The following is a 17588-nucleotide window of genomic DNA, read 5'->3' on the forward strand; positions in this document are numbered from 1 at the left end:
AACAGGCCTGTATTTAAAGTTTTTTATCGTCAGTTAGCTGTTTTAAAGTTTTTTCAAAGTCTGAGTTTATCTTTTGAGTTTTGTTGAATAGTTGGTATTCTGCTTTTGCTTTATCTTTCGCAACCTTAGAAGTGATTTTCCCATGACCTTCTAAAATATCGTATTCTTGGAAAGTCAAAAAGCGGTCAATGCTTTGGGCTAGTTGTTGCATTGTCTGAGCTTTTCGCTGTTCTATCTGTCTTTCCAGGTAATCAAAATAGCTAGATATTCCTCTTTCAAGGGAACGGATTTCTGTTTCTGAAAGGTAATTCTTTGCTATTTGAGTATCTGCTTGCAGTATGCGACCGTTAGGGGAGTTTTTCCATGTTGTAAGTCCCATGTTGTCTTTTGTATGGTCAGCTTTCGTGTAGATAATTTCCGCAGCAGTTTGGCCAGTGATTGCATAATGAAACTTATTCTGTACATCAGCATAGAATTGCTTAGTCAACGTACTTTGTGGATCATAGTCAATAGAGATTTCAGCAAAAATATCTGTAATCTGCAACCATATACGACGCTCACTAGCTCGGATAGAACGCACGCGCTCCAAGAACTCACGGAAATAGTCTTTTTCTAGCAAGTTTTCGCCTTGTTTCAGACGGTTGTCATCCATGGCGAACCCTTTTATCATGTACTCACGAAGTACCGAAGTAGCCCACTGTCTAAATCGAGCCTACTGAAAAAGTCATCAAATTGATGGCTTTTTTGTTATACTAGAGATGAGGTGAAATGATGCTTGATAATCAGTTAACTATGGATGTCAGTCCTTATTCTAGTTTGTATGATATCGTGGTTCCTAAAAACCACTTTTTACGTCAGCTAACTGAACTCTGTGATTTTAGCTTTATTTATGATGAACTAGAAAAGAATTATCGTCCCGATTTTGGGCGTAAAGCTTATTCACCGATTATGATGTTCAAATATCTCTTGTTAAAAGATATTTATAAGTTATCAGATGTAGATGTGGTAGGACGTTCCTTGTCAGATATGGCCTTTAAATTTTTTCTTGGTCTAGCTCCTGAAGATTCTGTTATCGAGCCATCCTCTCTGACAAAATTTAGAAAGCTAAGAATTAAAGATGACAAACTGCTTGATGTATTGATTCAGAAGTCTGTTCAAATTGCACTCGAACATAACTTGATTAAGAGTAAAATCCTCATTGTGGATGCCACTCACACCAAATCTCATTATAATCATAAGAAACCCCAAGAAATCCTTAGAGAGCGTTCAAAAGCTTTACGTAAAACAATTTATCAACATTCAGAAGATATCAAAATAGAATTTCCAAAGAAACCTCAAGAAGATAACCTCGAAGCAGAGTTGACCTATACAGAGGAGTTAATGGCTGTGGTTGAAAAACACGAGGAACTCTTAGCCCTACCGGCTGTTTCTCAAAAGTTCAATTACCTAAAAGAGGCTGTCGAGGACGACTTAGAACATTTGGAAGCTTCTGTTAAGGAGGAGGCTAGGCTCGGACATAAGACAGCCGACAGCTCTTTCTATGGATATAAAAGTCATATCGCTATGACGGATGAACGGATTATTACTGCTTGTGTGGTTACTTCTGGTGAACAAAGCGATGGGAAATATTTACCTGAATTATATGCCAAAACAAAGGAAAATAGTCTGGACATCGAGACTATTATTGGTGATGCGGCTTATTCAGGAAAGGACAACATTCAACTAGCTCGCAAAGAAAAGATTCATTTGGTTTCAAAACTGAATCCTTCTGTTTCAAAAGGTTACCGTAAAGAAGAGGATGCGTTTGAATTTAATAAAGATGCAGGGCTATTTGTCTGTCCAGAAGGACACATGGCTGTTCGCAAAGCAAGGACAGGGAAAAAATATCAAAATAAGAATCAAGTTGTCACTCATTACTTTGACATTGAGAAGTGCAAGAGTTGCCTTTCCAAGGAAGGATGTTATAAGGAGGGGGCAAAGTCTAAAACTTATTCAATAGCCATTAAGAGTGACGACCATCTTTTCCAGAAGAAATTTCAGGAAACACCTTATTTTAAAGAAATGGCCAGACATCGCTATAAAATCGAAGCAAAGAATGCCGAACTAAAACAGAGACATGGCTTTGATGTCGCGAGAGCATCGGGTCTTTTCAGCATGGAGTTACAGGCAGCAACAACCATTTTCGTGGTCAATATGAAACGAATTATGACCTTAATAAATACAAAATAACCGAGGAATTCGCTCAAATTAACGAGAGATTCCTCGGTTTTCATTTCATTAAAAGTAAGAGACCTGTTTTTTCAGTGGACTCGTCTAAATCTCGTAGCTTTTTGGGAATTGACACGGTAACCAACTGAAATGATGGCGTCAAGATTGTAGTAAGTAATTAAGTAATTCTTCCCATCGGTAGCAGTTGTTTCCATTTTGGAAATAACTGAATCTTCTTCTAATTCGCCCTCTTCAAAGATATTTTTTAGGTGTTTACTAATTGCAGGAACACCGACGTCAAAAAGTCTAGCCATTTCTTTCTGACTAGTCCAGATAGTTTCGCCTTTGATGATGACACTAGCTGTCTCGCTATCGTTATCAGCGGTATAGATTAAGAATTGTAATTCGTTCATGAGATCCTTTCTAAAATATTGTAAGTGGTTGACATTTGTTGACATCAACAAAATTAGTAGATATGGGGCTAATATAGGCTTGAAGCTTGAACGAAGCTTGAGAAATCACGCGCTTCATGATTGTTGAACATTGTGGCGCGTGGGTATGCTATAGATCGCATTTTAAATGCAAGAGTGGTATAATCATGTTGTAATCATCTTATCGGGAGCGTCCTCTATAGTGTATAGAGAGTTAGCACCATCTGGTTCAATTAGGTTGATTATATTAGTCTTGATTAAAGGTAAGGGTATTGACTTACCTTTTTTTGTTGCTATTTTACAATTTTGCCCATTTTTGCGCTTTAGTCTGTAAAATCGGTTTTCTATTCTTCAATTTCCCCCGTTTTTGCACAATAGACCATGAAAAGATGGTTGCTATTGGCGAATATGGGGGAGTTTAGCCTTTATTCTTAATATCGTTTAATTTGGCTAATGCTTGTATTAAATTGTTGATTAATAAATCTACTTGATCTTGGGCAACTGTCTTGATAGCATCGTCAATATTGTCTGTCAGAGAGGATAAAGCATTATTTATTTGGCTAAATACTTTTTTTAAGTATGCTTTCTTTTCTTCGGGAGGTAAAGCCATCAGTTCCTTGTCGCTTAGAGTGTTTTCAATTCGTTTTATTTTTACTACGTTATTTGGGGTTTCTTCTGATTCAATGCTAACAGGATAACCAGTAACATTAAAAAAATCTTCCTCAGCTCTTACCTTATCCAAATACAAAGAAAGCTGTTCGTTATAATTTCCAAATTTACTAATTTCTTGGATAATCTTATCAGCTTGATAAGGTTCAACGATTGATAGTAACTCTATATAATCATGCGCCTCTGAGTCAAAAAAATCGAATAAATCATTTAGCGTTTTTACCTTTGAAATTTCGCAGTTATAGAAATATAAACTTGTGATTGTATCTAAGTCAAGATCTAAAAATCTAGCACGTTCTACAATTTTTAAGGTGTTTTCAAAAACATCCTTGTTAATTGTTGACTCAGAATCTATTAATCTATTTTTTATAGCTTTTTCGATTTGTTCTAGTTCAAATCGAACATCACTATACCCCAACAGATATCCAACGCTTACCTTGAAGTAGTCAGCTAGTTGCTGGGCTTTTTCTGGTTTAATTTGGCGTTCACCTTTTTCCCAATATATATAAGTTCGTTTTGTGACGCCTATTTCATTCGCTAACTCTTGCTGAGTTAGCTTTTTTTCTTGTCTTAGCTCTTTCAATCTATTCATTTATATCAACACCTTTCAAATGTATTATATCACGATTAATTCCAAAGAGTGCAAAAAAAGTGCAATTATTTTTAATAATTCTCTTGACATTGCAAAATTATTGCACTATAATTATTTCTGTCAGCACAAGTTGAACAAAAATTACACCAATCTCCGGCACAACACTTTTCAATCTATTCTGCTGGAGGTTGATTTTAAAAAATAATAGAAAGAGGTAAGGCATTTGAAAAATAATATGCGTGTTATTTTAGCAAAGAAACGCTTGAAGGTGGCAGATGTTGCAAGAGAAACAGGACTATCAAAAAGCACTTTGACGGCATTGTATTATGAGCGTTCAAAAAATCCGACTTTTGAGACATTGCAGAAAGTAGCTGACTTTTTAGAAGTTACGATTGATGATTTGTTAAATGTTGGATAAATAGAAAGGAGCGACCCAATGGAACTAGTCTACATGGACGGTAAAAAAGAGCCGTATACGCTGAGCAGTATTGTGGCAGAATGCACGGGATTGCAACATCACACAATAACCAAGACGATCCGCAAACATCAAGCAAGGTTTGAACAGTTCGGAAAGGTTGGATTTAAAATCCAAGCTATGGAAAGTGGCCAGAATACCAAGGACTATATTTTGAATGAGCAACAAGCGACCTTGTTAGTTACATTCTTAAAGAATACCGAGCAAGTGGCCAACTTCAAAACCAACCTAGTCAAAGCCTTCTTTGAAATGCGTGAGGAACTTTCTAAGTTTCGTATGCAGAGGGCGCTAGAAAAGCCAAAAAGAAAAACACTGCATGACAGCATTGAGAACTGGAAACAAGCACCAAAGCACGCGCATAGCACCATGAACAACCTGCTACTGAAAGCAGTAACCGACAGGAACGCTAAGCAGTTAAGGAAAGAACGTGGGGGCTACAATGGCATTGATAGCTTGACCAGTGACGAGCTGGAGCAATACCAGGCATTTGAGGACATGGTAATAGCCATGATTGGCTTGAATATGAGTTACCAAGAAATCAAGGCTATGGCATTCAGAAATAAAAAAACACGCCAAAGAAGCGCGTGAGAGCAACAAAAAAGGCTTAGCAATAACCACACCGCAGAGCCTTTCACACTAACACTAAAACGAATTTAACAAAGCAGGCAAGCTATTATCAAAGAGGTTTTAGTAAAGATTTATACCTAAATTATAGCATATTTAGGGCAATTTGACCATACGGAGAGCGCCAGCTCTTTAAACTGGTACTTTCTCACGCTTTCAATTTGGCGACTCAGAGCGTGAGGCTAGGAATTACAAGAAACAATGTATAAGAAACAACCATTAAAAATCCCCACGCTCTCAAAGTTTGGCCACTCTGAGCGTGAGGCATGTGACAGGAAAAAAAGCATTAAAAAGCCATCGTGGCAAGTATAAAAAGATAGAAAAAGAGGTAAAAAACATGACAACAAAAAAAGCAACATCAAGCCAACAAGTTCTATTATCGGCTAAGAAACTAGCAGAATTAGGGAACGAATTAACCGACATCATGAATGTTTTAGAAATGAATAACCTAGCTCTTGAAGGGCTTGAGTTTGCACTACAGAAAGATACAACCATGTTCTTATGGCTTGCTAAAAAATACACTGATACAGCATACACCCAGAATGAAAAGCTATACGATCGTCTAAATGAAATAGCCTTTTTGCTTTTGAACAATGACGACGCTAAAGAGCTGGAGGCATACCATGACTAAAGATATTAAAGAAATGGCACAAGCCGAAGACGACTTGCTGAATATGGAACAACCTAAACAAGCGGAATTTATCAAGAACTATAAGGCGATGGTATAACATGAACGAACTAGATTTAAGCAACACACAGGCGATTTTTGTTACCGTGGTATTGATTGGCATATTGCTTTATCTAAACCACCGAGACAGCAAAAAAAGCGCACAATTTGAGCGAGAAAACCAACAGACGATAGAAACACCTAGCGAGAGTTTAAGCCCAGATTATGGGCGGTATATCCAGCTTGCAGGGGTAAGAGTTTACGGAGGGATGAAATGAGTTACACAATTAATTTATACCCTGATATTGAAAAATACCAGATGAACCTTATTTTACTAAAGAGATTTTTCTAGCTACGTGTATGGACAATGCAACAAAGTTAGCTGTAACTATGGGCTTGTTGACAAAACAAGCGTTTGATTTAGAGACTAAGACAGCTATTTTGAAAACCTTGGATACAATCATAGAAACTCAAAAAGATATTTTGCAAGGGGTAGCGAGCGGACAAATAACCTTTGTGAATAAAAGCAAAGGAGAGGAGGAACTGAATGAGCCTATCAGAGAATGATAAGAGAGTATTAAGGCTAATCAAAGTGGGGGCTGAGAACTCCATAACAGGGGCAGAAATCAGCCTGATCACTAAGCTAGCAGAAAGAACCGTGCAAGATATTATCAGCCGTCTGATCACGCGCTACGGCGTTCCTATCATCGGGGTACGTCATGGAACATTTAGAGGATATTTTATCCCAGCTAACAAAGAGGAGTTACTGGACGGTGCAAAAACATTTTACAATCAGATACGAGAAGAAGAAAAGCGCCTAACTGTCCTTTTAAATGCTGATTTAGAGAGTTACAAAGAAACCTTGAAGGAGGTGGGCGGATATGTTTAGCCTAAGCCGAGAAAGCGAGCAAGACCTAGCGCATGGCATTCTGGAGGTAGTGGAAAGATACCTGGAAGCGCGTGATACAGTCAAACCACGACTGACAGGTTTAATCTCAGCCCAGGAAGTCATGGGCGAGTTAGATATAAAATATCTGACACTCCAAAAGTGGGAAAAAGCAGGGCTAAGGCGATACCATCCACCGCTTGAAGATACAAGAAAGGTTTATTATAAAATAACTGACATCTGGAAGTTTCCGGGGGTGGAAAATGGGTAGATATAACATACACCCAGCACAAGGCGGAGGTCATTATCATGACATTAAATTGTATAAGCACCGTGGCAGATCTTTGGAACAGTTCCAAGAACAAAAGCTACTGAAGAAGTTAAAAAAGAAACGCAAAAAGGGGCGATAGTATGACAATTTATGAGGCTAAAGGCTTTCAGAGTAATCTTGTCTATCCATTTGATAAAATTGAGCCGTTCCAGTACATTGAACGCTTTAAGCCTTTGGTAGTCCCTGAAGGGGCAAACATTGAAGAATTTAAACGTACACAAGCGCCTTACTGTATCAGTGGGAAAGTGACGCCAGAAAAGCATGGCAGTTACAAGCGAAACAACTCCAGTCTAATCTATCGGGATTTGATTTTCCTTGATTATGATGATATACAGGAGACGACTGAGGGTTTTATAAAGGCCGTTTCTAGCGCTTTATTTGGCTACTCTTACATCTTATACCCGACTATCAAACATAGCTTAGAAAAGCCCCGTTTTCGCCTTGTAGTGAAGCCTGACAACGTGATGAATGAGGCGACCTACAAGCAGGTAGTGAAAGAGATTGCTGACAAGATTGGACTACCCTTTGACATGGCCAGTTTAACATGGTCACAACTCCAAGGGCTACCAGTAACAACAGGCAACCCAGCAGACTATCAAAAGATTGTAGAGCATGGCCTAGATTATCCAGTTCCCAAGGTTGAACCAAGAGCGAAGCAAGGAACTACTGAGCTTTACAAGCCTAGAGCAAGCGGTCAGAGGTCAATGACTATGAGGATCATTGACACGCTTTTCAACGGATTTGGAGACGAGGGAGGGCGTAACGTAGCGCTGACACGCTTTGTAGGCTTACTCTTTAATAAGTGGGTTGATTGTGACTTAGAGACAGCCTATGAACTTACAAAGATAGCCAATAGCGTGACAGTTGAGCCATTGCCGATTGAGGAGCTAGACCGCACTTTTAGCAGTATAGCACGGGCTGAATATAGAAAGAGAGGTTAGAACCATAGAACTAGAAGAATTAGCAAACCTAAAAAGTGAAATCTTGGAGGTCAGAGAGCAAGAACAACCTCCTAGAACGATGAAGGAGCTTGAAAATCGTATATTTAAAGCTGGTGAAGAATGGCGGGCAGAACATACCGAAACTAAGGTAAATGAGACCACAGGGGACGTTACCGAAAAGGTTGCCATGCCCCAGACATTCACAGTAGCTAAAATACTGAGCGAGATTGTCACATTTACTTTTATCAGTAAGAGCAATATACCTGATTATAGCCTACTCTATATCTACGATTTAGACGAGGGTATCTATACCGCTAGTAATGATCTATTCAATCTTTTGTGTAAGACCTTTGACGTTAGAATTAAACCCAGAGAGTGGCCACAGATTAAGTTAATGGTTAGAACATTGGCAAAGATACGAAAACCTTTAGAAAGTTCCAACCTCATTCCCGTACAGAATGGCATTATCAACTTAGAAACTAAGGAGCTACTCCCCTTTAGTCCTAAGTATGTAATTACAAGTAAGATAAGCACGGCCTACCACGCGCCTAAACGAGTCCCAACAGATAGAGAGGGCAAAACTTTTGATGATTGGCTAAACTCAATCGCTTGTAATGATAGTGAACTGGTAACACTGTTTTGGCAGATTATCCTTGAAGCTATTAACCCTAACCATACCCGAAATAAGTTTGCTATCTTCTACGGGGACGGTAACAATGGTAAAGGGACATTTCAGCGCTTCCTTATCAATCTGATAGGGGAAAGTAATATATCAGCCTTAAAGCCTGCACAGTTCGGAGAAAAGCATAACTTGGAGACCTTGGTAGGTAAGGTTTGTAATATTGGAGACGAAGCGCCTAACGAATACTTAAAAAATCCGTCTGATTTAATGAGTATCACTAGTGGGGACACCGTGCTAGTCAATCCCAAAGGTCGGCCAGCCTTTGAAGCTACTTTCAAGTTATTCAATATCTTTTCAGGGAATTATATCCCCAATGGTGGAAACAAGACAAAAGGCTGGTATCGTAGAATTATGATCGTCCCTTTTAATGCTGACTTTAACGGGGAGAAGGAAAAACCTTGGATAAAAAATGAATTTTTGGCCAATAATAAAGTATTAGAGTACGCACTTTACAAAGCTATCAATCAAGAGCCATTTACTCACTTTATCGAACCTAAAGCAGTTAAAGGACTCCTAGAAGAATACCAGGAGGATAATGACTACTTACTTTCATGGGTTAAGCATGAATACATGGAAAAAGGTTGGCATGAGCTGGACGTAGTACCTGTTTTTATCGTTACAAGATCACTAAAGCACTATGCCGAAGATATGGGAATACCCAAGCCCAATGTTTACGGGGCTGGTAAAGAAACTATCAAGCACTTACAACAGTTGACGCCCAATCGGTATGCTCTAAGAAAGAAAAGAGTTCCTTCAGAAGACTTTGAAAAACTAGAGGCATGGGACGTTGACAAGATAAAAATGCGGACACCTCAACACTCTATCACTAAACAAGAATAAGTGTGACGTTCTTTTTTTGCTTAAACCCTTGGTAATACTGCTTTTCTTTGAAAAAGTGTGACGTTGTGTGACGTTCTTTGTCACAGAAGGTAACAGAAGGTCACAGAACACGAAAATATTACATAATTTACCTTAAAATAAAGAAATGACAACAACATGAAAGTTAAACTATTTGAATATACTAGACGATGGGAAAAAGAAGACTTTGAGAAAGAGATCAATGACTTCATGGCAACGGTTGAAGTGCTGGACGTTAAATTTTCTGGTACACCATCTAGTGAATCCTTTAATTCGGTGGCTATCGTATTGGTATTATACAGATAACAAAATGGGGTAGATAGTACCGACCCCCTTGCAATGGTGTAACTACTAGTGACACCCTTAAAACAGAAAGAGGAAAAACAACATGACATTAAAAACATTTTCAGATAAAGCCAAAACATTTACTTTCACTTACTATTTTTGTGATCAGGCGACCGCTCAAGTAGCAGGTCACGCGCTACTGGGATATATGACTGGGACATATTGCCAACCTGTAATTTCATTGACCTACAAGGATAAAGGCACGCTAGTAGCTGAGTATGTGGAAGATCACAAGCTAAACAAGAGCTTTAAGCGTATTTGTGACAGTTTTAAAGACTACCACAAACAACCAGGAGAGGCTGAAGCATTTGAAGAACGTTATAAACGGGAGCGCGTGCTTCAACTCAAAGAGTCAGAGGATTTTGAGAGTTTGCTGAATAAGGTCACAGACTACGAGCTGGAACTATTAGACTATGCTGACCGCCTGCTTTCTGATAAGCCTATCCCTATGGACTCTATGACTGCTTTTGGTACGTTGGAAATGCTGGGCGATGAAAGTATTAGCCTACTCCAAAAGTTGGACGTAGAGGGCGAATATAAAGGCCTTGCTGGTTATACAGAGCATTTGAAGTAGAACACAGGGGAGCAATCCCCTTTTTGCTATCAAGTCAATAGTTTTGGGTTTTTCCATATAGGGGGAAATAATGAAGCAGTTAGCAATAGAAGCAATCACTAAACCAATGAAGCTGAGAGGAATATCTAAGGGTATAGCCGAGTTGGACGGTCAACGTTTAGAGATTGATTTGGATAGTTTAATGATTGATTTTGGTGGAGAGTCATTTGAATTAGACAGAATAGCAGGAACTAAGGGAGGTAATCGATATTTCTTTCTTTGCCCTGATTGTGGGAGACGATGCAGGTTGCTTTATAAACGGTATTTGTATTTTAGTTGCGGTACTTGTCTAGATATCCACAATAGTACCCTGAACCGTAGTAAAACGGATTGCCAATACTACTGGGAGCTTGCACTAAAAGAAGCCAGAAAGGTAGAACCAGGGTGGAGTCCTAGACGTGGTAGATATATGTTTGATGGTTTCCCTGAAAGACCAAGGTATATGAAACGTGACAGGTATCATAAGCACTATAAGAAGTTTTTGAAGTATATTGAAAAAGGGGATAGATTTTGGCTGAATGGTTCGAGATTGTGAGACAATATGAAGTAGTGTGCAATTTACAAAACGAACAAATACTACATATTAGACGGTTTGAATGTTAAAAAAGCTAGATATATCAAGGATTTAAGTAAGTAGAGCGTTCCAAAAAAGGGTGCGGTAAGCGTTCCAAAAAAGGGTGAGGTTTTGGTGAGGTAGCATATATAAAAAGTATAAGGTTGTGTATTTAAAAATACTAAGGTTTTACAAAGGTACAGGGCTTTTTTTCTAGTGATAGAACCACAAGATAGAGAGGTTTACCGAGGGTTAGAAAAAGTGAGATTTTGCTTAGGTAGTGGCAGTAAATATGACTGACAAATGGCAGGGTTATGTGTGTTGAACTCCGAGCGAACGCCGAGAAAGTGGCTATATCCCCCTATCATTTATCAAGCAGATAAGAGCAATAAAAACCCTCCTTAACCCCCTGAGAAACGACAAGCAGATAAGCGAAGTTTTTAGCCCTCTTATTTCGGATTTACTCCTTGCAGAATGACAAGCAGATAAGGACGACAATAATCCTTCTTAATTGCTTACAAAACGATAGGGAGTTAAGACGAATTTAAAAGCCCCTTATTTTCGTTTTTCTCCTTGTCAAACGGTAAGGAAATAAGACAGGAAATAACATCGCTTATTTTGATTTTGCTCCCTGAAAAACTGTAAGGAGATAAGGAGACTTATTAGCTTCCTTAATTTGGATTTTCTCCTTACAAAATGACAGGGAAATAAGAGCAGTTTAAAAGTCTGTTATTTTGGATTTGTTGCTTATAAAACGATAAGCAGATAAGCAAAGAAATAACTTGCCTTAATTGCTTGCAGAATGACAAAGAAATAAGGGAGATAAAAACGTCCCTTAATTGCCTATCAAACCATAAGGAGATACGGGGGCTATCTCCCTCCCCACGCGCTTCTATGAGCTTCACACCGTCATTGTACATTTTTTCTCACGGGAAAGCATTTGAAGCTAGAGCGAACATAGAGAAATAGCAAAAAAAGCCAAGGTGCTCCGCCTCAGCTATAATCTCAATAATATTATATCATGAAAGAGCGAACTAATGGAGCTGGATAAGTTTAAAACGATGATGAACGTAAGAGAGCGGATGACTTACTTTCTGAGATTCCAGAGGATGGCAGGGAGTGAAAACCAAGTTACGATAGATGAAGAGGCTTGGGAACTTGTCTTACCTGATCAGTGGAATTTGAGCGGTGAGCATGAAAAAGCAATCCGTGAGGGGTTGGAGATATTCGCCCACGACATCAACAGCATAGAGAACAAACGAGCCAGAAAATACTTTATTATCCATTATTGCTACATGAGGAAGAAAACAGTAAGCGAATGTTTAGAAATTGCTGGGACAAAATCCACTAGCTACCACCGATATAAACAGATAGCCGTCTTAAACTTTGCGAGACTCCACCAGAACGGAGAGCTAGAAGCATATAAGTAGGCGTTTGTGGTGTTTTGTTGAGAAATGTTGAGATTTAAGTGAGGGGGGGATGACATGATTGAAGATTTTTTGATTGATTTGGAGAATATCCAATTAGAGGATATGGAGATAGATTTAAACATGGATTTTGAAATAGATGTTGACCTTGATGGTTTAGATTTAACCTTACTACAAGAATTAGAAGCGTAAATGTTGGCAAATGTAGGCGTAGGCTTCATATTCACCCCTTATTCGCTTTATTTCGTACTGGACAACTAAAACACCACGGATAAACTACAAGCCCTTAGAGAGCAAACTGGGGGCTTTTGTAATGTTATGAAAAACAAGTGTAAAAAATACGTGTTATATATTGACAAATGTTTTAAACAAGTGTATAATGTAATTAAAGATACGGAAAGGAGAAACCGATGACCGAAAGAGAACTAAAAAAGCTTGCTAAGAAAAAAGGTTTTATCAAAACATCTTTTGGTAAAGGTTCGCATGAAGTTTGGAAACATCCAGACGGAAGAACGGTAACGATACCTAAACCAAAAGAAAACGATTATAGACCTGGAACACTGGGCAAGATTTTGAAAGTATTGGAAGGGGAGTAAAAAATTCCCTCCCCTATATTGGGGCGGTCATTGGTTATTATTAGATTATGAAATACACTTACTTGGCACTGTTTGAAGCAGATAAAGAAAACGGGGGATATACTATCTCTTTCCCAGACTTTTCTGGAGCGATTAGCGAGGCGGACACCTTAAACGAGGCAATTTATAACGCCCGTGAGGTGCTAGAAATTTATACAATCATGTTTGAAGATGAAGGCAAAAAGTTTCCAGAGCCTTCAAGTTTCAAGGCTTTGGCTAGTCAACTTGGCAGTGATGAGGATATTCTGCAAGCTATCTCAGTAGATGCAGAACTGGTCAGAGAGCGCGAACGTTCTAAGGTTGTCAATAAGACTGTAACCCTTCCTAATTGGTTGGTTGAAGTTGGTAAAGAAAATAAAATCAATTTTAGTCAGCTATTACAGAAAGCAATCAGAGAAGAATTACAGGTATAGCATCATAAACCACGCGCTTCATGGTATAATATACCTATCAGCAACCAGCAATAAAAAAGCACGTTTGACCGTGCTAGTTTCTTGCCTGCTGAACTCGTCAAATCTTAGCCCTTTTGTGGGGCTTTTTTTGCTCCCCTTTTTGCGTACTTTGGGGGAGCAAGTAGTAAAAAGTAATATTAGTATTTTTTGTTCAAAAGCGCGTGATATAAGGGTTAGGAAGCCCTAAGGGAACATAAAATAAGAAGTTTTTTATTATACTACAAAATCGGCCTTTTGGGTAATAGAATCTCACTTTTTTTGGTATAATGGTAAGCAATAATGGACTAGAAAGAACAAAGATGCAAGATAAAATTGTCATTCATGGGGCGCGTGCCCATAATTTAAAAAATATTGATGTGGAGATTCCGCGAGACAAGTTGGTTGTCGTAACCGGCTTGTCAGGTTCAGGGAAATCCAGTCTGGCTTTTGATACCCTCTATGCGGAGGGTCAACGTCGCTATGTGGAGAGTTTGTCAGCCTACGCTCGTCAATTCTTGGGGAATATGGAGAAGCCCGATGTAGATGCTATTGATGGTCTCAGCCCAGCTATTTCCATCGACCAGAAAACGACTAGTAAAAATCCTCGCTCGACCGTGGGAACAACGACTGAAATCAATGACTATCTGCGTCTCCTCTACGCACGTGTGGGGACGCCTTACTGTATCAACGGGCATGGGGCTATCAAGGCTTCTTCGGTGGAGCAAATCGTGGATAAGGTTTTGGAGTTACCTGAACGCCAGCGCCTGCAAGTTTTAGCTCCGGTCATCCGCAAGAAAAAAGGCCAACATAAGAGTGTTATTGAGAAGGTTCAGAAAGACGGTTATGTCCGTGTCCGTGTGGATGGGGAAGTCTATGATGTGACCGAAGTGCCAGAGTTGTCTAAGAGCAAGCAACACAATATTGATGTCGTGGTTGACCGTATTGTTATCAAGGAGGGTATCCGTAGTCGTCTCTTTGATTCCATTGAGGCTGCCCTTCGTATTGCAGAAGGTTATGTCATTATCGACACCATGGACGACTCTGAGTTGTTGTTCTCTGAGCATTATGCCTGCCCAGTTTGTGGATTTACTGTTCCAGAGTTAGAGCCGCGTCTCTTCTCCTTCAATGCTCCTTTTGGCTCTTGTAGTGAGTGTGACGGCTTGGGCATCAAGCTGGAGGTGGATACTGATTTGGTAGTACCAGATGCCAGCAAAACCTTACGTGAGGGGGCCTTGGCTCCTTGGAATCCTATCTCATCCAACTACTATCCAAATATGCTAGAGCAGGCTATGACAGCCTTTGGAGTGGATATGGATAAGTCTTTTGAGGACTTGTCAGAAGAAGATAAGAACTTGATTCTCTATGGCTCAGATGGTAAGGAATTCCATTTCCACTATGAGAATGAATTTGGTGGTGTGCGCGATATCGACATTCCTTTTGAGGGAGTTGTCAATAATATCAAGCGTCGCTATCACGAGACAAACAGCGATTATACACGCACTCAGATGCGCCTCTACATGAATGAGCTGACCTGCGGAACCTGTCACGGCTATCGTCTCAATGATCAGGCCTTGTCTGTCCGTGTGGGTGGTGAGCAAGGACCACATATCGGAGAAATTTCAGACCTGTCTATCGCAGACCACTTGGACTTGGTGAGCCAGCTAACCTTGTCTGAAAATGAAGCCATCATTGCTCGTCCCATTCTCAAAGAAATCAAGGACCGTTTGACTTTCCTCAATAACGTGGGGCTTAACTATCTGACCCTGTCTCGTTCAGCAGGAACCCTTTCAGGTGGGGAAAGTCAGCGTATTCGTTTGGCAACCCAGATTGGTTCTAACCTATCAGGTGTTCTTTATATTCTAGATGAGCCGTCAATCGGTCTTCACCAGAGGGATAATGACCGTTTGATTGCCAGTCTCAAAAAGATGCGTGATTTGGGTAATACTCTCATCGTGGTGGAACATGATGAAGATACTATGCGCGAAGCTGATTATCTGATTGACGTTGGTCCTGGTGCCGGTGTTTTTGGTGGGGAGATTGTTGCTGCAGGTACGCCCAAACAGGTGGCTCGCAACAGCAAGTCTATCACAGGCCAGTACTTGTCAGGAAAACGTGCCATTCCAGTACCAGAAGAGCGACGTGTCGGAAATGGTCGTTTTATCGAGGTGACAGGAGCGCGTGAGAACAACCTGCAAAATGTCACAGCTCGCTTTCCACTAGGAAAATTCATCGCCGTTACAGGGGTATCTGGCTCAGGCAAGTCGACCCTAATCAACAGCATTCTCAAAAAAGCTATTGCCCAGAAGCTCAACCGCAATTCAGACAAAGCAGGTAAATTTAAGACTATTACAGGGATTGAGCATGTCGACCGCTTGATTGATATTGACCAGAGCCCTATCGGACGGACGCCGAGGTCCAACCCAGCTACCTATACAGGTGTCTTTGACGATATACGTGACCTTTTTGCTCAAACAAACGAAGCCAAGATTCGTGGTTACAAGAAGGGGCGCTTCAGTTTTAACGTCAAGGGTGGTCGTTGCGAAGCCTGCTCAGGTGACGGGATCATCAAGATTGAGATGCACTTCTTGCCAGATGTTTATGTGGCTTGTGAAGTCTGCCACGGAACCCGCTACAATAGTGAAACCCTAGAAGTTCATTACAAGGAAAAAAATATCTCGCAGGTCTTGGATATGACCGTCAACGATGCAGTGGAATTCTTCCAACATATTCCAAAGATTCAACGTAAACTTCAGACCATCAAGGATGTGGGACTGGGCTATGTGACGCTAGGGCAACCAGCTACCACCCTTTCTGGGGGAGAAGCCCAGCGTATGAAGCTGGCTAGTGAACTCCACAAACGATCGACAGGAAAATCTTTCTACATTCTGGATGAGCCGACGACAGGTCTTCATACCGAGGATATCGCTCGCTTGCTTAAGGTTTTAGCTCGCTTTGTAGACGATGGCAATACAGTCCTCGTCATTGAGCACAATCTAGACGTTATTAAGACTGCAGACCATATTATTGACTTGGGACCTGAGGGCGGTGTCGGTGGTGGAACCATCATCGCAACAGGAACTCCAGAAGAAGTAGCGGCCAATGAAGCCAGCTACACAGGACACTATTTGAAAGGAAAGTTACATCATGAATAAACGTGTACAAGCATTTCTAGCTAAAATGCAAGAAAAAGAACTAGATGGCATCATCATCAATAACCTTAAAAACGTCTATTATTTGACTGGTTTTTGGGGCTCAAACGGAACAGTCTTCATCAGCCGTGACCGTCAGGTCTTGGTGACAGACTCTCGCTATATCATTGCAGCTAAGCAAGAAACCAGTGGGTTTGAGATTGTGGCTGATCGTGATGAATTGGCTGTCATTGCAGGCATTGTTAAGGATATGGGCTTGTCTCGAATCGGTTTTGAGGATGAGATTTCAGTATCTTATTACCACCGTATGCAGGTAGCCTTTGAAGGAATTGACTTGCTTCCACAAACTCAGTTTGTTGAAGGTCTTCGTATGATTAAGGATGAGGCGGAGATTGCAGCTATTCGCAAGGCTTGTTCTATTTCAGACCAAGCTTTCCGCGATGCGCTTGACTTCATCAAACCAGGAAAAACTGAGATTGAGATTGCCAACTTCCTTGACTTCCGCATGCGTGAGTTGGGAGCATCTGGCTTGTCTTTTGACACTATTCTAGCTAGTGGGATCAACTCTTCCAAACCCCATGCCCATCCTATGCACAAACCAGTGGAGCTAGGAGAAGCCATTACCATGGACTTCGGTTGCCTTTATGACCACTATGTCAGTGATATGACACGGACTATCTACTTGGGGCATGTTAGCGACGAGCAAGCAGAGATTTACAATACGGTTTTGAAAGCCAACCAAGCCTTGATTGACCAGGCTAAAGCAGGATTAGGTTTCCGTGACTTTGACAAAATTCCTCGTGATATTATCATCGAGGCAGGTTATGGCGACTACTTTACCCACGGTATCGGACACGGTATTGGGCTGGATATTCATGAGGAACCTTACTTTAGCCAAACTTCTACAGAAATTATTAAGGCAGGTATGGCCTTAACCGATGAACCAGGTATCTATATCGAAGGTAAATATGGCGTTCGTATTGAGGATGATATCCTGATTACAGAGGCAGGTTGTGAATTATTGACCCTAGCTCCAAAAGAGTTGATAGTTATCTAAGAGTTAAACAACTC

The 17588-nt window shown here is 40.3% G+C and carries 18 protein-coding genes and 4 pseudogenes; 19 read left to right on the forward strand and 3 right to left on the reverse strand.

The window, feature by feature from the left end; genetic code table 11:
• Window positions 1-13: 13 nt before the first annotated feature.
• Window positions 14-709: pseudogene (gene rhuM, locus FQT24_RS08705) on the reverse strand (RhuM family protein); the annotation flags it as partial.
• Window positions 710-771: 62 nt separating this feature from the next.
• Between rhuM (FQT24_RS08705) and FQT24_RS08710 the strand changes: the two are divergent.
• A complete protein-coding gene (locus tag FQT24_RS08710; protein ID WP_049550857.1) occupies window positions 772-2229 on the forward strand; it encodes an IS1182 family transposase in 1458 nt (485 codons plus the stop codon).
• A gap of 80 nt (window positions 2230-2309) precedes the next feature.
• Here FQT24_RS08710 and rhuM (FQT24_RS08715) read toward each other — a convergent pair.
• Together rhuM (FQT24_RS08715) and FQT24_RS08720 are read right to left on the reverse strand one after the other, a co-directional pair.
• A pseudogene (gene rhuM, locus FQT24_RS08715) lies at window positions 2310-2621 on the reverse strand (RhuM family protein); the annotation flags it as partial.
• A gap of 1093 nt (window positions 2622-3714) precedes the next feature.
• Window positions 3715-3900: pseudogene (locus FQT24_RS08720) on the reverse strand (helix-turn-helix transcriptional regulator); the annotation flags it as partial.
• Between the two features lie 223 nt (window positions 3901-4123).
• Here FQT24_RS08720 and FQT24_RS08725 point away from each other — a divergent pair.
• The 18 genes and pseudogenes from FQT24_RS08725 (at window position 4124) to FQT24_RS08805 (ending at window position 17574) form a co-directional block, all read left to right on the forward strand.
• Window positions 4124-4318: a helix-turn-helix domain-containing protein gene (locus tag FQT24_RS08725; RefSeq protein ID WP_143952757.1), complete on the forward strand. Its 195-nt coding sequence runs from the start codon at window positions 4124-4126 to the stop codon at window positions 4316-4318.
• A gap of 18 nt (window positions 4319-4336) precedes the next feature.
• Window positions 4337-4963, forward strand: a complete 627-nt coding sequence (locus tag FQT24_RS08730) for a Rha family transcriptional regulator (protein WP_143952758.1) — start codon at window positions 4337-4339, stop codon at window positions 4961-4963.
• Between the two features lie 373 nt (window positions 4964-5336).
• Window positions 5337-5630, forward strand: a complete 294-nt coding sequence (locus tag FQT24_RS08735) for a hypothetical protein (RefSeq protein ID WP_143953035.1) — start codon at window positions 5337-5339, stop codon at window positions 5628-5630.
• A gap of 98 nt (window positions 5631-5728) precedes the next feature.
• On the forward strand, window positions 5729-5944 hold the full coding sequence (locus FQT24_RS08740; RefSeq protein ID WP_143952759.1) for a hypothetical protein: 216 nt from the start codon (window positions 5729-5731) through the stop codon (window positions 5942-5944).
• Window positions 5941-6233 (forward strand): annotated as a pseudogene (locus FQT24_RS08745) (hypothetical protein). Before FQT24_RS08740 ends, FQT24_RS08745 begins: the two are co-directional and overlap by 4 nt.
• Entirely contained in the window at window positions 6214-6555 is a 342-nt protein-coding gene (locus FQT24_RS08750; protein ID WP_050146686.1) for a helix-turn-helix domain-containing protein, read from the forward strand. The pseudogene FQT24_RS08745 and the gene FQT24_RS08750 overlap by 20 nt, the downstream one beginning before the upstream one ends.
• Complete coding sequence (locus tag FQT24_RS08755; protein ID WP_143952760.1) at window positions 6548-6823, forward strand: XRE family transcriptional regulator; 276 nt, start codon at window positions 6548-6550, stop codon at window positions 6821-6823. Before FQT24_RS08750 ends, FQT24_RS08755 begins: the two co-directional genes overlap by 8 nt.
• A 140-nt stretch (window positions 6824-6963) precedes the next feature.
• Window positions 6964-7824: a primase alpha helix C-terminal domain-containing protein gene (locus FQT24_RS08760; RefSeq protein WP_143952761.1), complete on the forward strand. Its 861-nt coding sequence runs from the start codon at window positions 6964-6966 to the stop codon at window positions 7822-7824.
• 79 nt (window positions 7825-7903) lie between these two features.
• Window positions 7904-9346 (forward strand): DNA primase family protein, encoded by a 1443-nt coding sequence (locus FQT24_RS08765; RefSeq protein WP_143952762.1) that lies wholly within the window; start codon window positions 7904-7906, stop codon window positions 9344-9346.
• Window positions 9347-9502: 156 nt separating this feature from the next.
• Window positions 9503-9670, forward strand: a complete 168-nt coding sequence (locus FQT24_RS10865; protein ID WP_000865231.1) for a hypothetical protein — start codon at window positions 9503-9505, stop codon at window positions 9668-9670.
• A gap of 82 nt (window positions 9671-9752) precedes the next feature.
• Window positions 9753-10283, forward strand: coding sequence for a hypothetical protein (locus tag FQT24_RS08770; RefSeq protein ID WP_143952763.1), 531 nt, complete (start codon window positions 9753-9755; stop codon window positions 10281-10283).
• 70 nt (window positions 10284-10353) lie between these two features.
• Window positions 10354-10857 (forward strand): hypothetical protein, encoded by a 504-nt coding sequence (locus tag FQT24_RS08775; protein ID WP_143952764.1) that lies wholly within the window; start codon window positions 10354-10356, stop codon window positions 10855-10857.
• Window positions 10858-11912: 1055 nt separating this feature from the next.
• Window positions 11913-12305, forward strand: coding sequence for a transcriptional regulator (locus tag FQT24_RS08785; RefSeq protein WP_143952766.1), 393 nt, complete (start codon window positions 11913-11915; stop codon window positions 12303-12305).
• Between the two features lie 54 nt (window positions 12306-12359).
• Window positions 12360-12494 (forward strand): hypothetical protein, encoded by a 135-nt coding sequence (locus FQT24_RS11125; RefSeq protein ID WP_257994393.1) that lies wholly within the window; start codon window positions 12360-12362, stop codon window positions 12492-12494.
• Window positions 12495-12712: 218 nt separating this feature from the next.
• Window positions 12713-12898 (forward strand): type II toxin-antitoxin system HicA family toxin, encoded by a 186-nt coding sequence (locus FQT24_RS08790; RefSeq protein ID WP_138702598.1) that lies wholly within the window; start codon window positions 12713-12715, stop codon window positions 12896-12898.
• 47 nt (window positions 12899-12945) lie between these two features.
• The gene (locus FQT24_RS08795) at window positions 12946-13350 is read left to right on the forward strand and encodes a type II toxin-antitoxin system HicB family antitoxin (protein WP_143952767.1); all 405 of its coding nucleotides are present in this window, start codon (window positions 12946-12948) and stop codon (window positions 13348-13350) included.
• A gap of 338 nt (window positions 13351-13688) precedes the next feature.
• Entirely contained in the window at window positions 13689-16520 is a 2832-nt protein-coding gene (gene uvrA / locus FQT24_RS08800) for an excinuclease ABC subunit UvrA (RefSeq protein WP_143952768.1), read from the forward strand.
• Entirely contained in the window at window positions 16513-17574 is a 1062-nt protein-coding gene (locus FQT24_RS08805; RefSeq protein WP_143952769.1) for a M24 family metallopeptidase, read from the forward strand. Before uvrA ends, FQT24_RS08805 begins: the two co-directional genes overlap by 8 nt.
• Window positions 17575-17588 lie beyond the last annotated feature (14 nt).

This window comes from Streptococcus mitis (genome assembly GCF_901542415.1).
Taxonomy (GTDB): Bacteria; Bacillota; Bacilli; order Lactobacillales; family Streptococcaceae; genus Streptococcus; species Streptococcus mitis_BL.

Coding starts and splice junctions, on each gene's coding strand:
- FQT24_RS08770 (WP_143952763.1), top strand. CDS start 9,753: ATGACATTAAAAACATTTTCAGATAAAGCCAAAACATTTACTTTCACT.
- FQT24_RS08795 (WP_143952767.1), top strand. CDS start 12,946: ATGAAATACACTTACTTGGCACTGTTTGAAGCAGATAAAGAAAACGGG.
- FQT24_RS11125 (WP_257994393.1), top strand. CDS start 12,360: ATGATTGAAGATTTTTTGATTGATTTGGAGAATATCCAATTAGAGGAT.
- FQT24_RS08805 (WP_143952769.1), top strand. CDS start 16,513: ATGAATAAACGTGTACAAGCATTTCTAGCTAAAATGCAAGAAAAAGAA.
- uvrA (WP_143952768.1), top strand. CDS start 13,689: ATGCAAGATAAAATTGTCATTCATGGGGCGCGTGCCCATAATTTAAAA.
- FQT24_RS08765 (WP_143952762.1), top strand. CDS start 7,904: ATGAAGGAGCTTGAAAATCGTATATTTAAAGCTGGTGAAGAATGGCGG.
- FQT24_RS08730 (WP_143952758.1), top strand. CDS start 4,337: ATGGAACTAGTCTACATGGACGGTAAAAAAGAGCCGTATACGCTGAGC.
- FQT24_RS08750 (WP_050146686.1), top strand. CDS start 6,214: ATGAGCCTATCAGAGAATGATAAGAGAGTATTAAGGCTAATCAAAGTG.
- FQT24_RS08785 (WP_143952766.1), top strand. CDS start 11,913: ATGGAGCTGGATAAGTTTAAAACGATGATGAACGTAAGAGAGCGGATG.
- FQT24_RS08740 (WP_143952759.1), top strand. CDS start 5,729: ATGAACGAACTAGATTTAAGCAACACACAGGCGATTTTTGTTACCGTG.
- FQT24_RS08790 (WP_138702598.1), top strand. CDS start 12,713: ATGACCGAAAGAGAACTAAAAAAGCTTGCTAAGAAAAAAGGTTTTATC.
- FQT24_RS10865 (WP_000865231.1), top strand. CDS start 9,503: ATGAAAGTTAAACTATTTGAATATACTAGACGATGGGAAAAAGAAGAC.
- FQT24_RS08760 (WP_143952761.1), top strand. CDS start 6,964: ATGACAATTTATGAGGCTAAAGGCTTTCAGAGTAATCTTGTCTATCCA.
- FQT24_RS08775 (WP_143952764.1), top strand. CDS start 10,354: ATGAAGCAGTTAGCAATAGAAGCAATCACTAAACCAATGAAGCTGAGA.
- FQT24_RS08735 (WP_143953035.1), top strand. CDS start 5,337: ATGACAACAAAAAAAGCAACATCAAGCCAACAAGTTCTATTATCGGCT.
- FQT24_RS08755 (WP_143952760.1), top strand. CDS start 6,548: ATGTTTAGCCTAAGCCGAGAAAGCGAGCAAGACCTAGCGCATGGCATT.
- FQT24_RS08710 (WP_049550857.1), top strand. CDS start 772: ATGCTTGATAATCAGTTAACTATGGATGTCAGTCCTTATTCTAGTTTG.